Consider the following 13,445-nt stretch of genomic DNA (forward strand, 5'->3'; position numbering starts at 1 on the left):
AGGAGAAGACAAATGAAGCGCATCGCATCCCTGGTAGTTGGACTCACACTGGCGGCATCCGTTACAGCGTGGGCGCAGGACCAATACGTCGCCCTGCCCTCGTACCGCGTCGGCCCTTACGCGGCGGGCGGCTCCGGCTTTTACGGCGGCATTATCGATTACTTCAACCTGGTCAACCTGGCGGGCGGCGTCAACGGCGTGAAGATCTCGTGGGAAGAGTGCGAAACCGAATACAACCCTTCGCGCGGCGTCGAATGCTACGAGCGCCTGAAGACCAAGAACGGCGGCGCCACTTTGGTTGAACCATTGTCCACCGGCGTCGCCTACGGCGTACTCGATCGCCTGCCGACCGATAAAATTCCGATGACGATGATCGGCTACGGCCGCTCGGACGCCGCCAACGGCAAGGTCTTCCCCTATGTGTTCCCGCTGATTACCAGCTACTGGAACCAGGCCGCCGCGATGATCAAATACCTCGGCGATAAAAACGGCGGCATGGACAAATTGAAAGGCAAGAAGATCGCTTATCTGTACCACGACTCGGCGTTCGGCAAGGAACCCTTGCCGGTGCTGGAGGCCTTGTCCAAGCAGTACGGCTTTGACCTGGTCAAGATCCCCGTCACGCCGCCGGGTACCGAGCAGCAATCGCAATGGCTGCAGATCCGCCAGGCCAATCCTGACCATGTGATCCTGTGGGGCTGGGGCTCGATGAACGCGGTCGCCATCAAGACCGCGCAGCGCAACGGCATCCCGCGCGAGAAGCTGCTGGGCGTGTGGTGGGCCGGCTCCGAAGAAGACACCGTGCCGGCCGGCGACGCCGCCAAAGGCTACAGCGCGATGACCTTCAACACGCCGGGCAACTACCCGGTGATGGATGAGATCCACAAAAAACTCTACGACGCCGGCAAGGGCAACCTGGCCGACCGCAGCCGCATCGGCTCCGTGTACCACATGCGCGGCGTCAGCGCGGCCATCCTGTGGGTGGAAGCGATGCGCACCGCGCAGGACAAATTCGGCAAAGGCAAACCGGTCACCGGCGAACAAATGCGCTGGGGCCTGGAGCACCTGAACGTCGACGAAGCGCGCCAGAAAGCCATCGGCGCCTTCGGCATGCTGCCGGTGGTGAAGACCAGCTGCGACGACCATGAAGGCTCGGGCGCGGTCAAGGTCCAGCAATGGGACGGCAAGAAGTGGAACGCCATCACGCCGAACTGGATCGTCGGCGACAAGGCCCTGACCCGCAAGCTGCTGGAAGAAAGCTCCGCAGCCTACGCGACCGAGAAAAAAATCACCCCGGCCTGCGCAAAATGATGACAGCCACCAGCACCGGTACCAGCAACCCCACCGCTCCGGCGGCAGCGCCCTACCTGTCCGTGAATAACGTGGAAGTAATCTACGACCACGTGATCCTGGTGCTCAAGGGCGTGTCCCTGCAAGTCCCGCAGGGGAAGATCGTGGCCCTGCTGGGCGCCAACGGCGCCGGCAAGTCCACCACGCTGAAAACCATCTCCACGCTGCTGCGCGGCGAACGGGGCGACGTCACCAAGGGCGAAGTCCAGTTCAAGGGCGAGCGCATCGACCAGCTCACGCCCAATGAACTGGTGCGGCGCGGCCTGTCGCAGGTGATGGAGGGCCGTCACTGCTTCGGCCACCTGACCATCGAAGAGAACCTGCTCACCGGCGCCTACACCCGTAGCGCATCGCGGGCGGAGCTGAAGGAATCGCTGGAAAAGGTCTACCACTACTTCCCGCGATTGCGCGAACGCCGCGGCAGCCAGGCCGGCTACACCTCCGGCGGCGAGCAGCAGATGTGCGCCATTGGCCGCGCGCTGATGGCCAAGCCGTCGATGATCCTGCTGGACGAGCCGTCGATGGGCATCGCGCCGCAGATCGTCGACGAGATCTTCGGCATCGTGAAGGACTTGAACAGCAAGGAAAACGTCTCCTTCCTGCTGGCCGAGCAGAACACCAGCATCGCGCTGCGCTACGCGGACTTCGGCTACATCCTGGAGAACGGCCGCGTGGTGATGGAAGGCGCGGCCTCCGAGCTGGCCAGCAATGAAGACGTCAAGGAGTTCTACCTCGGCGTTTCCGGCGCCGGCCGCAAGAGCTTCCGCGACATGAAATTTTACCGCCGCCGCAAACGCTGGCTGGCCTGAAGAACAGAGGATCACACCGCATGAATATCAAGCAGGCCAAGGCCCTGTGCCGCACCTTCCCCGGCGCGACCGAGGATACCAAGTGGGGCGCGGATCTCGTGTTCTCCGTCGGGACGAAAATGTTCGCCGTCACCGAGCTCGATGACAAGGCCAAGGGCATCAGCTTCAAGGTGGACGACGACCGCTTCCTGGAACTGACCGACCGCCCCGGCATCATTCCCGCGCCCTACCTGGCGCGGGCGAAGTGGATATATGTCGAGGATTTAAAAACCCTCAGCGACGCCGAAGCCAAAGAACTGCTGACGCGCTCTTATGAACTGGTGTTCGGCAAACTGACCAAGAAGCTGCAACGCGAGATACAAGGATAAACAATCATGGCCGATACCTACGACAGTCTCGAAACGCGCTCGCCAGAACAACGCGAACGCGAGCTGATGTCACGCCTGCCGCAGCTGGTGGCGCGCGCCAAGGCCGCCGCCGGCTGGTCGCGCATCCTGCACGACGTCAACGCCGCCGACATCAACAGCCGCGCCGCGCTGGCGACGCTGCCGGTGACGCGCAAGTCCGAGTTGCACGGCTTGCAGAAGCAGCAGGCGCCGTTCGGCGGACTCAATACCACGCCGGTCGGCCAGTTGTCGCGCGTGTTCATGTCGCCCGGCCCGATTTTCGATCCCGAAGGACGCGGCCAGGACTGGTGGCGTTTCGCCCGGCCGATGTATGCGGCCGGCGTGCGTCCCGGCGGCCTGCTGCAGAACTGCTTCTCGTATCACTTTACGCCGGCGGCGTTCATGGTCGAAGGCGGCGCCGCGCGCATAGGCTGCGCCGTGATACCGGCCGGCGCCGGCCAGACCGAGATGCAGGTGCAGGCCATCGGCCACTTGCGGCCCGATACCTACATCGGCACGCCGTCCTTCCTGAAGATCATCATCGAAAAAGCGCAGGAACTGGGCGCGGACGTCAGCAGCATCCAGCAGGCCTTGATGTCCGCCGAGGCGCTGCCGGAATCGCTGCGAAGCTGGTTCATCGAGCGCGGCGTGCCGCACGTGCTGCAATGCTATGCGTCGGCCGATATCGGCAGCATCGCCTATGAAACCCAGAGCGGCGGCGTGCGCGATCCGGGCATGGTGCTGGACGAGGACCTGATACTGGAAATCGTCCGCCCCGGCAGCGGCGATCCCGTGCCCGACGGCGAAATCGGCGAGGTGGTCGTCACCCTCTTCAATCCGGACTACCCGCTGATCCGCTTCGCCACCGGCGACTTGTCGGCAATCCTGACCAACGTACCGCCCTCGCCCTGCGGCCGCACCAACACCCGCATCAAGGGCTGGATGGGCCGCGCCGACCAGACCACCAAGGTACGCGCGATGTTCGTGCATCCGTCGCAGGTGCACGACGTCACCCGCCGTCACCCGGAAATCGTCAAGGCGCGGCTGGTGGTGTCCGGCCATATGGCGCAGGACGTGATGACGCTGCACTGCGAAGTGGCCGATCCGTCCAGCGCCTCCAGCGCCGTCGCCATCACCGAATCGATACGCGACCTGACCAAATTGCGGGGCGAGGTGCGGTTTGCCACCATCGGCAGCCTGCCCAACGACGGCAAGGTGATCGACGACGTGCGCGACTACACATAGGCTGCGCCTATTGTGGTGGAAAACCAACGGCATGCGGCGAGGTGGGATATGGCGGATAATAGCGAACTTACCTCCTGTTTTTAGAAGCCGACGAAGATCATGCAAGACTTCCACCACACCCGTGCCCGCGCCCTGCTGGAGAACGCGGAAGAACTGTTCACCAAAGCAGACGTCGACCAAGCCGTCACCGCGATGGCCGACACCCTCAACGCCCGTTTCGACCGACCGGACAGCGATTCCTTCCCGCTGGTGCTGGGCGTGATGGGAGGCGCCGTGGTCTTCACGGGCAACCTGCTGCCGCAACTGACCTTCCCGCTCGAATTCGACTACATCCACGTCAGCCGCTACGGCGACGACGACAAGGGCGGTCAAGTGGTCTGGAAAGTGGTGCCGCGTTCGAACGTGGCCGGCCGCGTGGTCATCGTGCTGGACGATATCCTGGACGAAGGCGAAACGCTGGCCCACGTCAAACAGCGCCTGCTGGACATGGGCGCCGCCGAAGTGGTGCTGGCCGTCTTCGCCGACAAGGCGATCGGCAAGGCCAAGCCGTGCAAGGCCGACATCGTCGGCATCACCATTCCCAACCGCTTCGTGGTGGGCTTCGGCATGGACGCCTACGGCTACTGGCGCAACCTGCCAGGCCTGTGGGCCATCCAGACCGAGAACTAAGCCTTACGGCCGCAGGCCGTAAGCGTCGACAAATTTGCGGATGCCGTCCGGGTGTTCGCGCTTCCACGCCTCGAACTCGAGGCGCCAGGATTCCTTGTACTGCAACAGCATCAGCGCGGTTTCCAGCTGGCCGGCCTTGGCCAGCATGCGCATGGTCTTCAGGTTCGGATCGGTGACTTCGCCGGCGCCGTTAGCGGCCAGTTCATCGGCCACCTGCATCGCGCCCTGCCACGACGCCAGCTCGATGGCGAACGGCTTGTCGGCCACCTTGTCTTCGCGGTTCTTGCTGCGGATATTGCTCTCTTTGAGGGCTAGCGCCAGCCATACCGCGCCATCGGGGCTTTTTTGCTCGGCCGGCGGACTGAATTTATCGTCAAGATGGATGGTGAACTTGCCGGTCGCCGGATCCATCTCGGCGCGCGCCTTGCGCTGCATTTTCAAGGCAGTCAGCGGATAGCCATTGGCGGCGCGAAGCGACGCCAGCTTGTCCCAGTTGGGGCGCTGGCTGGGCTGCGCGGCGATGCCGCTCAACAGCGCCGTTTCCGCCGCCGCCCGCTTGCCCTGCTGCGCCAACGCATCGGAATAGAAGCGCCAGGCCTGGCCGTTCAGCGGCTCCAGCTCAGCGGCCTTGCGGAAGTACGCTTCCGCTTCCGGCATGTTCTTCTGCGTGTAGTAGGTATCGCCGATATACACCAACGCCGAGGAATACTGCGGGTCCAGCTTGGCCGCCTGCTCATATTTGGCGCGCGCCTCGTCCAGCTTTTGCCCTTGGTATAGCACCTCGCCCTCCTGCGTCAGCTTCCAGGCGTCGGGCGACGGCACGTGCAGCGGCGCGTCCTTGTCGTCCAGCAGTGAGCGCAGCACTTCCTGTGCCAGCGGGTCCTGGGCATCGAGCGCCAAGGCCTGGCGCGCCACGCCTTCCGACTGCTGCCGCAGCTTGGCCGCGTTGTCACCGTTACCATTCAACGACGCCATCAACAATACATGGGCGATGTGGGACAGCGGCATCGATGCCGCCGGATCGGCCTTCATCGCTGCAGAAAATTTGTTCAGCGCATCCTGATACTTGCCCTGCGCGGCCAGTACCGATCCTTCCTGCACCAGCGGCTTGGCCGCTTCGTTGGGTAGTACGGTGGCATAGGCATAGGCATGGACGCTGGCCAGCGCCAGCACCATCGTCAAAACGCGAATTTTTTTCATCGAGCGAAGTTCACCAATTGATAAGATTGGAATTAGTATAATTGCTTTCCATCCCAGAAAATGTCAGCATGGCCGGAATGTACAATTTGATACTTTCGTGGCTCTTTCTCCTGGCGATAGGTCAGGCCTTTCTGATGACGGCGACGCTGCTCAGCGTCCGCCAGTCGGAGATGCGCACCGCCAACCGGCTGCTGTCCGCGCTGTTGCTGGTGTTCGCGGCCATCATCGGCCACAACTGGCTGGGGCTCAACCACCTGTATCAGCAGTATCCGCACAGCGCGCTGGCCATCGTCACCTTGGGGCTGGTGGTCGGACCGCTCCAATATCTGTACCTGCACGCGATGCTGTCCGATCAAAAGCTGGGCCGTCGCGTACTGCTGCACTTCATACCCTTCGCCGTTGCCACGCTGGCGATGACGCCGTTCTACCTGCGCTCGGCCGATGAGAAGCTGGCGTGGATGCATCAATGGCATGGCTGGCCGTGGTATCTGACCGTGGCGGGGCTGGCCAAGCTGGCCATCCTGCTGACCTACATCCGCGCCACCTACCGGCTGGTGGGCCGCGTGCCGGCCGATTCCGACCTGGTACGCGACCTGCGGCGGTTGATGGGCATGTGGCTGGTGAGCGCGGCGCTCAGCATCGTCGCGCTGGCGATGGCGGTGCTGGACGTGGAACAGCCAGTGTCCGCCGACGCGATGGACGGCATTTCGCTGATGCTGTTCGTATTCGCGACCGCCTTCACGGCGATGCGGCTGCCGCTGGGTTATCGTCCGCGCGCGCTGCCACCGCCCCCGCCGCCCAAGCCACGCTACGCCAGCAAACAGTTATCCACAGCCGACCGCGATGCCTTCCTCGCGCGGCTGAACGCCTGCATGGAACAGGAGCAGCCCTACCGCAACGGCGAATTGAAGCTGGAAGACCTGGCCGCGCAGGTGGCGATGACGCCGCACGAACTGTCCCAGCTGATCAACGAAAGCTGCGGCGTCAATTTCGCCGATTTCCTGAACCGCCACCGCGTCGAAGCCCTGAAACAGGCCTTGCACGACCCCGCGCAAGCCAGCGCCAGCATCCTCGATCTGGCGATACTGGCCGGATTTAACAGTAAAAGCGCGATGAACCGCGTATTTAAGAAGCAGACCGGCATGACGCCGGGCGAATTCCGCGACCAGGCCAAAACGCCCGCGTAGCAGGTGCCAAATCATCATTTGAGACGCAAAACGCGATGTGCGGCGGCACACTGGGCTCCTCACAACACGGAGCTTCACATGAAAACCACCCGCATTCTCGCCAGCCTGTCCCTCCTCCTCTGCGCCCAGGCCTGGGCCGGCCAGCAAACCTGGATCACCAACGTCAAGCTGGTGTCACCTGAAAAACTGGACCGCATCGAGGCCGGCAGCGTGCTGATCGAGGACGAGCGCATCGTCCGCGTCGAACGCGGCGCGGGCAAGAAAGCGCCGGCCGGCGCCCGCCGCATCGACGGCAAAGGCCAGTTCCTCACGCCCGGCCTGATCGACTCGCACGTCCACCTGTACTCCGTCCCCGGCATGAGCTTCGAGCAGGCCGACCAGAAGAAGACCATGGCCGCCGAATACTTCGCGCAGATGCCGCGCTCCTTCCTCTACTACGGCTACACCACGGTGATCGACCTGGCCGCCGGCAGCCGCGAATTCATCGACCGCGTGAAGGCCACGCCGCTGCACCCGGACGTCTACGACTGCGGCGCGCCGCTGGTGTTCGCCAACGGCTATCCCTCCTCCTACGCGCCGCCGGAAAGCCGCTTCGAGATGTTCTCCAACTTTATCTACGACCCGGCGCAGGCCGACAAGATCCCCGCCCGCTTCAAGCCGGAGGACTACACCCCGGCCAAGGGCGTGGCGCGGGTCAAGGCCGACCACGCCATTTGCGTCAAAACCCACTTTGAGCACGGCTTCGGCACCATGCACAACCTGCCGGTGATGAGCCCCGCCGTGTACTCGGAAGTACGGACGGCCGCCAGCAAGGACGGCCTGGTGCTGGTCACCCATGGCAATTCGTTCGAGGCGCAGACCTTCGCCGTCAACGGCGGCGTCGACGTGCTGGCGCACGGCATGTGGCACTGGGGCGCGATGGACAAGGAGAAGGAACTGCCGGCCGAGATCAAGCAGCTGCTGGACCGGATCGTCGAGCGCAAGATCGGCTACCAGGCGACGATGCAGGTGCTGTATGGCCTGAACGCCTATTTCGAACCGGCCTACCTGAACAACCCGGCGCTGGCCAAGCTGCTGCCGCCGTCCATGCTGGCCTGGCTCAAGACGCCCGAAGGCCAATGGTTCAAGCAAGAGCTGGCGGAAGACGAAACCGATGCGGCGGTATTGAAGGGCATGGAAGCGCCGCTGCGCCGCCAGCAGCAGGTGGTGGCCTACCTGGCCAGCAAGGACGCCAACTTCGTGTTCGGCACCGATACGCCGTCGTCGCCGACCTACGGCAACATCCCCGGCCTAAACGGCTACCTGGAGATGCAGGACCTGCACAAGGCCGGCCTGTCGCTGGCGCAGCTGTTCAAGGCGGCCACCATCAACAACGCCCGCACCTTCAAAATCGACGCGCAAGTGGGCACCATCGAAGCGGGCAAGGTCGCGAACCTGGTGCTGATGAAGATGTCGCCACTGGCCGATATCCGCGCCTACGACAGCATCGATACGGTCTGGGTACGCGGCAAACAGGCTGCGCGCGGCAGCCTGTCGGTCAAGCAGTAATTACAGCGCCAGTTACAGGGCCAGGCGCGCGCGCGCGGCGTCGTATTCCTGCTTCAGACGCGCCACCATATCGGCGGTGGTCGGCACGTCGTCCATCAGGCCCACGCCCTGGCCGGCGCCCCAGATGTCGCGCCAGGCCTTGGCGCTGGCGGAGCCGAAGTTCATCGAGCTCTTGTCGGCCTGCGGCAGCGCTTCCGGATCCAGGCCAGCGGCGACGATGGATTTTTTCAGGTAGTTGCCATGCACGCCGGTGAACAGGTTCGAATAAACGATGTCCGCAGCGGTCGATTCCACGATGGCGTTGCGATAGTCGTCGCTGACGTTCGATTCCTGTGTCGCCAGCCAGCGCGAGCCGATGTACGCGAAGTCCGCGCCCATCGCCTGTGCCGCCAGGATCGCATCACCGGTGGCGATGGAGCCGGACAGCGCGATCGGGCCCTTGAAGAATTTGCGGATTTCACCGACCAGCGCGAACGGCGACAGGGTGCCGGCATGGCCGCCGGCGCCGCTGGCCACCAGGATCAGGCCATCGACGCCCGCTTCCAGCGCCTTTTCGGCGTGGCGGATCGAGACCACGTCGTGCAGAACGATGCCGCCGTAGCTGTGGATCGCGTCCAGCATCTCTTTCGGCGGCGCGCGCAGCGAGGAGATGATGATCGGGATCTGGTGCTTGACGCAGACTTCCACGTCATGCGCCAGGCGGTCGTTCGACTGGTGCACGATCTGGTTGACGGCGATCGGGCCGACGCGCTTGCCGGGATTGGCGGCCTGGAATTCGGCCAGCTCTTTCTGCAAATCGGTCAGCCACACGTCCAGCAGTTCCGCCGGGCGGGCGTTCAGCGCCGGGAAGGAGCCGACGATACCGGCCTTGCACTGCGCCGCGACCAGGGCCGGGCCGCTGGCGATGAACATCGGGGATGCGATAACTGGGAGGGAAAGGTTTTGCAACGCTGCTGGCAGGGCCATGGCGAACTCGCTGTCGGTGAGTTAAGGAAAATCGATTATAGATCGAAAATAGTACGACCGTGCCGAAACTAGGCGGCTTCCTCTATATTTCCTGGCGACTATTCGCTCAACTACTCATTAAGTAAGTACTCACCCTCGACACGGGCCGCAGCAGCACGCACCAGCTGGCCGACCGCCCAGGCGCCGACCTGCTCCGGCGTCTGCTTCAGGAAGTTGGTGTTGGCCTTTTCAAATACCGGCATCGCCATCAGCAACTGTGGCACGTCCGCCAGCGGAATGCGCTGGCGCTCCAGCAGCAGGAACTTCAGCAGCACCTTCAGCGCGTTCTGCGCGTTGCGCACCGGATCTGCCTCCAGGTAATCCAGCCGCGAACGGGCCCGCGCCAGCGCGCCGGCCACGTCGTTGAACGGCTTGCCGTGGCCGGGGATCACCAGCCGCACGTCCAGCCCCTCGATCACGTCCAGCGTGGCGCGTTCCTCGGCAAAGCCGGACTGGCCGTCCAGCTCCGGGAAGATGATGCCGAAGCCGTTTTCCCACAGCGCGTCCGCCGAAATCAGCAGCCGCTCCTGCGGGCAGTAGAAGATCAGCGAATGCGGATCGTGGCCGGGCGCGCCCAGCGCCTGCCATTCCAAGTCCGCCAGTTTCAGCACGTCGCCGGGGGCGATGGTGGCGTCGAAGGTGAATCGCTCGCAGCGCTGGCCGGTGGCCTTGAAGCTGAGCGCCTCCACGTCCCAGCGCCGCACCTTGTCCGCCTCGGCGACCGGGATCGACGTGCGGCTGCCGAAATGCGCCTGCAAGATGGCGTTGCCGCCGCAATGGTCGGAATGCAGATGGGTGTTGACGATCTGGTCGAGGTGGCGGCCGTGCAGCGCATGGCGCACCATCGCCAGCGTTTGCGGCGCGTGGCTCAAATAGCCGGTGTCGATGATGGCCGTGTCGTGGCGGCCCAGCAGCATCACGTTGTTGGACGACAGCCAACCCCGTTCAAACACCTGAATCGAGTCGGGCAGCGCGTTCATTCGTCGTCGAAGTTGATTAATTGTTCACGGCGGCGGATTTCCGCCCACACGCCGCGCTTGTAGTCGTCGTCCGCCTTGGACCAGGCGATGATCTCCGGGATCGTGCGCATGCAGCCCATGCAGTACAGGCGGTCGGCGTCCATTTTGCACAGGCTGACGCAGGGCGACGGCACCGGTGTGGCCAATTCCGGCGCACCGGGGGGAATTAAGTTAGCTGGTTCACTCATGCCGCCATTATGCCCGCGAACGCGCTTGACTTGGTGATTTTCAGGCCTATACTACCATCCATGTAGATGGTAACCGGATGGAGACTCATGGCAAAGCAAGAATTAAAACTGAAGACCGCTGAATCGGAAAAGATCACGATCAATCTCGGTCCTATCGACCTGGGACAAATTGACCTGTTGGTGCAGGAGGGGTTTTATTCCAACCGCACCGACTTGATACGAACGGCGATCCGCAATCAGTTGAACCAGCACGCCGACGTCGTGAAACAGACGGTGGCGCGCAAAAGCCTGGTACTCGGGATGCAGCACTATTCGCGCGCCGACCTGGAAGCTACCCAGGCGGCGGGACAGCGGCTGCAAATCCAGGTACTGGGCTTGGCCAGCATCGCCAGCGACGTTTCCGTCGAACTGGCGCTGGCGACGATCGAATCCATCTTTGTATTGGGATCGCTGCATGCCAGCGCCGTGCTCAAAACCGCGCTGGCAAACCGCATCCATTAAAGGAGCATCATGAAATTACCGTTGTTTTCACACATGCGCGAAGCAGCGCAGAAGCTGATGAACAAGAGCGCGTCGGCCGCCATCCAGCAGGCCATGGACAGCCTGCGCGGGCATCCGGCCGCGCCGCCGCAACCGGCCATGCGCGACATCAATCCGCCGCCAGGCCAGACCGCGGCGCCCAAGGCAGCGCCGGAACCTGCAACGCCGCCGCGCAACGGCGCCAAGCCGAATCCGGCCACGCATCCGACCGAGTTCGCGCAGGATATGCTGAACCGCATGGGCATCAAGGTCGACCTGCAAGCCAATATCGACCGCGCCATCGACGTCGGCGCCCTCATGCATCCGGCGCCGGAAGTGGCGCTGCCGGACGGCGCGCAGTTCATCAAGAGCAGCTACACCAACCACGCCGGCACCCGCAACTACAAGCTGTACATCCCGGCCAGCTATCACGGCCAGGCGATGCCGCTGCTGGTGATGCTGCACGGCTGCACGCAGAACCCGGACGATTTCGCCGTCGGCACGCAAATGAACCAGTTGGCGGAGGAGAAGGAATGCTTCGTGGTCTACCCGGAGCAGACGCCCAACGCCAACCAGCACAAATGCTGGAACTGGTTCAGCGCCATCGACCAGCAACGCGGCCAGGGCGAACCGTCCATCATCGCCGGCATCGCCCAGCAGATCATCGACGACTATCCGGTCAACGAGCGCCAGGTGTATGTGGCCGGCCTGTCGGCGGGCGGCGCGATGGCGGTCATCGTCGGCACGCTGTATCCGGAACTGTTTGCGGCGGTGGGCGTGCATTCGGGGTTGCCGTTCGCCTCGGCGCAGGACCTGCCGTCGGCGCTGACGGCCATGAAGCGCGGCGTTCCCGCGCCGCGCAAGGCCGGCGACGGCTCGCAGCCCATCATCGTCTTCCACGGCGACAGCGACAGCACCGTCCATCCGCGCAACGGCGAACAGGTGATCGAACAGCTGCTGCACCAGCAGGGCAAGCAGTCGGTGCAATCGGGCAGCGTGCCGAACGGCCACCGCTACACGCAAACCAAGCACACCAAGGCGGACGGCACGCCGATCGGCGAGCACTGGGTGGTGCACGGCGCCGGCCATGCCTGGTTCGGCGGCAACGGCAGCGGCACCTACACCGACGCCAAAGGCCCGGACGCCAGCCGCGAGATGCTGCGCTTCTTCCGCACCGTCAGCTGATTACCCAGTAAAACGCTCGATCTTCTCGCGGTTCTGCTCCATGTCGTGGTCGGAATCCGCGTAGCGCTTGGCGATGTCGATGAATTCCTGTTGCAGTTCCAGGAAGGCGTCGACCATGTCGGGATCGAAGTGCTGTCCGCGTCCCTCGATGATGATGGCCACCGCCGCCTCGTGCGACATGCCGGCCTTGTAGACGCGGCGGCTGATCAGCGCGTCGTACACGTCGGCCACCGCCATCAGGCGCGCGGAGATCGGGATGTTGTCGCCGCTCAGGCCTTCGGGATAGCCGCTGCCGTCCCACTTCTCCTGGTGGCCGTAGGCGATCTCCTTGGCGAACTTGAGGAAGTCCACCTCCAGCCCCAGCTCGCGCTCGGCCTGGCGGATCGCGTCGCGGCCCAGCGTGGTGTGGGTTTTCATGATCTCGAACTCGTTGCCCTCGAAGCGACCGGGCTTGAGCAGGATGCGGTCCGGGATGCCGACCTTGCCGATGTCGTGCAGCGGCGCAGACTTGAACAGCAGCTCGATGTTTTTATCGGTCAAAAAATCGCTGAAGCGCGGATTGGTGCGCAGCTTTTCCGCCAGCGTCTTCACGTAGTGCGCGGTGCGGCGGATATGGTTGCCGGTTTCGCTGTCGCGGGTTTCGGCCAGCGAGGCCATGGTGTGGATGGTCACGTCCTGCAAGGCGACGATTTCGCGCGTGCGCTTTTCGATTTCCGTTTCGAGGAAGTTGTTCTGGTCGCGCAGGAAGTCGTGCACCCGCTTCATCGACAGCTGGGTCTTGATGCGCGCCTGCACGATCGGCGCGGAGATCGGCTTGGTGATGTAGTCGGCCGCGCCCAGGCTCAGGCCCAGCTGCTCGTCCACCGCCTCACTCATGGCGGTGACGAAGATGACCGGAATGTCGCGCGTGTCGGGATTGGCCTTGAGCGCCTTGCAAACATCATAGCCACTCATCCCCGGCATCATCACATCCAGCAGGATCAGGTCCGGCTTGGATTCGCCGTTGGCGATCTTCAGGGCGCGCTCGCCGTTGACGGCGATCTTGGTGCGGTAGTCGTCTTCCAGCACGGCGCACAGCAGATCGATGTTGTCCGGGATATCGTCGACCACGAGGATCGTTGGTTTTGCGTTCATC

The 13,445-nt window shown here is 63.5% G+C and carries 14 protein-coding genes; 9 read left to right on the plus strand and 5 right to left on the minus strand.

The features are described 5' to 3' along the window. The first annotated feature begins 12 nt into the window (after positions 1-12). The 5 genes from D0T21_RS20805 to D0T21_RS20825 all read left to right on the plus strand — a co-directional run bounded on the left by D0T21_RS20805 (position 13) and on the right by D0T21_RS20825 (position 4,459). Complete coding sequence (locus tag D0T21_RS20805; protein ID WP_116991224.1) at positions 13-1,311, plus strand: ABC transporter substrate-binding protein; 1,299 nt, start codon at positions 13-15, stop codon at positions 1,309-1,311. After that, positions 1,308-2,159, plus strand: coding sequence for an ABC transporter ATP-binding protein (locus tag D0T21_RS20810; RefSeq protein ID WP_116991225.1), 852 nt, complete (start codon positions 1,308-1,310; stop codon positions 2,157-2,159). Before D0T21_RS20805 ends, D0T21_RS20810 begins: the two co-directional genes overlap by 4 nt. Positions 2,160-2,179: 20 nt before the next feature. Next, positions 2,180-2,527, plus strand: coding sequence for an MmcQ/YjbR family DNA-binding protein (locus tag D0T21_RS20815; protein ID WP_116991226.1), 348 nt, complete (start codon positions 2,180-2,182; stop codon positions 2,525-2,527). 6 nt (positions 2,528-2,533) lie between these two features. After that, a complete protein-coding gene (locus D0T21_RS20820) occupies positions 2,534-3,790 on the plus strand; it encodes a phenylacetate--CoA ligase family protein (RefSeq protein ID WP_116991227.1) in 1,257 nt (418 codons plus the stop codon). A 99-nt stretch (positions 3,791-3,889) separates the two neighbouring features. Beyond that, entirely contained in the window at positions 3,890-4,459 is a 570-nt protein-coding gene (locus tag D0T21_RS20825; protein ID WP_116991228.1) for a hypoxanthine-guanine phosphoribosyltransferase, read from the plus strand. A gap of 3 nt (positions 4,460-4,462) precedes the next feature. On the opposite strand, the gene D0T21_RS20830 is transcribed toward D0T21_RS20825, so the two are convergent. Continuing rightward, positions 4,463-5,659 carry a tetratricopeptide repeat protein gene (locus tag D0T21_RS20830; protein WP_116991229.1) on the minus strand — a complete coding sequence of 399 codons (1,197 nt, stop codon included), beginning with the start codon at positions 5,657-5,659 and terminating at the stop codon, positions 4,463-4,465. A 134-nt stretch (positions 5,660-5,793) separates the two neighbouring features. On the opposite strand from D0T21_RS20830, the gene D0T21_RS20835 reads away from it, so the two are divergent. Together D0T21_RS20835 and D0T21_RS20840 are read left to right on the plus strand one after the other, a co-directional pair. After that, positions 5,794-6,846: a helix-turn-helix domain-containing protein gene (locus D0T21_RS20835; protein ID WP_229211575.1), complete on the plus strand. Its 1,053-nt coding sequence runs from the start codon at positions 5,794-5,796 to the stop codon at positions 6,844-6,846. A gap of 78 nt (positions 6,847-6,924) precedes the next feature. Continuing rightward, entirely contained in the window at positions 6,925-8,394 is a 1,470-nt protein-coding gene (locus tag D0T21_RS20840; protein ID WP_116994509.1) for an amidohydrolase family protein, read from the plus strand. Positions 8,395-8,406: 12 nt separating this feature from the next. On the opposite strand, the gene D0T21_RS20845 is transcribed toward D0T21_RS20840, so the two are convergent. From D0T21_RS20845 to D0T21_RS20855, 3 genes are all read right to left on the minus strand, one after another. Beyond that, a complete protein-coding gene (locus D0T21_RS20845; protein ID WP_116991231.1) occupies positions 8,407-9,360 on the minus strand; it encodes a nitronate monooxygenase family protein in 954 nt (317 codons plus the stop codon). A gap of 110 nt (positions 9,361-9,470) precedes the next feature. Next, positions 9,471-10,379: an MBL fold metallo-hydrolase gene (locus D0T21_RS20850; protein WP_116991232.1), complete on the minus strand. Its 909-nt coding sequence runs from the start codon at positions 10,377-10,379 to the stop codon at positions 9,471-9,473. Next, complete coding sequence (locus D0T21_RS20855; RefSeq protein ID WP_116991233.1) at positions 10,376-10,606, minus strand: DUF1289 domain-containing protein; 231 nt, start codon at positions 10,604-10,606, stop codon at positions 10,376-10,378. The genes D0T21_RS20850 and D0T21_RS20855 overlap by 4 nt, the downstream gene beginning before the upstream one ends. 87 nt (positions 10,607-10,693) lie before the next feature. On the opposite strand from D0T21_RS20855, the gene D0T21_RS20860 reads away from it, so the two are divergent. Together D0T21_RS20860 and D0T21_RS20865 are read left to right on the plus strand one after the other, a co-directional pair. Then, positions 10,694-11,107 (plus strand): CopG family transcriptional regulator, encoded by a 414-nt coding sequence (locus D0T21_RS20860; RefSeq protein ID WP_116991234.1) that lies wholly within the window; start codon positions 10,694-10,696, stop codon positions 11,105-11,107. 33 nt (positions 11,108-11,140) lie between these two features. After that, entirely contained in the window at positions 11,141-12,310 is a 1,170-nt protein-coding gene (locus tag D0T21_RS20865) for a PHB depolymerase family esterase (RefSeq protein ID WP_116991235.1), read from the plus strand. On the opposite strand, the gene D0T21_RS20870 is transcribed toward D0T21_RS20865, so the two are convergent. After that, positions 12,311-13,444 carry a two-component system response regulator gene (locus D0T21_RS20870; RefSeq protein ID WP_116991434.1) on the minus strand — a complete coding sequence of 378 codons (1,134 nt, stop codon included), beginning with the start codon at positions 13,442-13,444 and terminating at the stop codon, positions 12,311-12,313. Position 13,445 lies beyond the last annotated feature (1 nt).

Origin of the sequence: Duganella sp. BJB476 (genome assembly GCF_003416895.1) — a bacterium.
GTDB lineage: Bacteria > Pseudomonadota > Gammaproteobacteria > Burkholderiales > Burkholderiaceae_D > Rugamonas.

Bases quoted from the DNA above. Each gene is read 5' to 3' on its own strand.
- D0T21_RS20805 (WP_116991224.1), top strand. From the start codon at position 13: ATGAAGCGCATCGCATCCCTGGTAGTTGGACTCACACTGGCGGCATCC.
- D0T21_RS20810 (WP_116991225.1), top strand. From the start codon at position 1,308: ATGATGACAGCCACCAGCACCGGTACCAGCAACCCCACCGCTCCGGCG.
- D0T21_RS20815 (WP_116991226.1), top strand. From the start codon at position 2,180: ATGAATATCAAGCAGGCCAAGGCCCTGTGCCGCACCTTCCCCGGCGCG.
- D0T21_RS20820 (WP_116991227.1), top strand. From the start codon at position 2,534: ATGGCCGATACCTACGACAGTCTCGAAACGCGCTCGCCAGAACAACGC.
- D0T21_RS20825 (WP_116991228.1), top strand. From the start codon at position 3,890: ATGCAAGACTTCCACCACACCCGTGCCCGCGCCCTGCTGGAGAACGCG.
- D0T21_RS20830 (WP_116991229.1), bottom strand. From the start codon at position 5,659: ATGAAAAAAATTCGCGTTTTGACGATGGTGCTGGCGCTGGCCAGCGTC.
- D0T21_RS20835 (WP_229211575.1), top strand. From the start codon at position 5,794: ATGACGGCGACGCTGCTCAGCGTCCGCCAGTCGGAGATGCGCACCGCC.
- D0T21_RS20840 (WP_116994509.1), top strand. From the start codon at position 6,925: ATGAAAACCACCCGCATTCTCGCCAGCCTGTCCCTCCTCCTCTGCGCC.
- D0T21_RS20845 (WP_116991231.1), bottom strand. From the start codon at position 9,360: ATGGCCCTGCCAGCAGCGTTGCAAAACCTTTCCCTCCCAGTTATCGCA.
- D0T21_RS20850 (WP_116991232.1), bottom strand. From the start codon at position 10,379: ATGAACGCGCTGCCCGACTCGATTCAGGTGTTTGAACGGGGTTGGCTG.
- D0T21_RS20855 (WP_116991233.1), bottom strand. From the start codon at position 10,606: ATGAGTGAACCAGCTAACTTAATTCCCCCCGGTGCGCCGGAATTGGCC.
- D0T21_RS20860 (WP_116991234.1), top strand. From the start codon at position 10,694: ATGGCAAAGCAAGAATTAAAACTGAAGACCGCTGAATCGGAAAAGATC.
- D0T21_RS20865 (WP_116991235.1), top strand. From the start codon at position 11,141: ATGCGCGAAGCAGCGCAGAAGCTGATGAACAAGAGCGCGTCGGCCGCC.
- D0T21_RS20870 (WP_116991434.1), bottom strand. From the start codon at position 13,444: ATGAACGCAAAACCAACGATCCTCGTGGTCGACGATATCCCGGACAAC.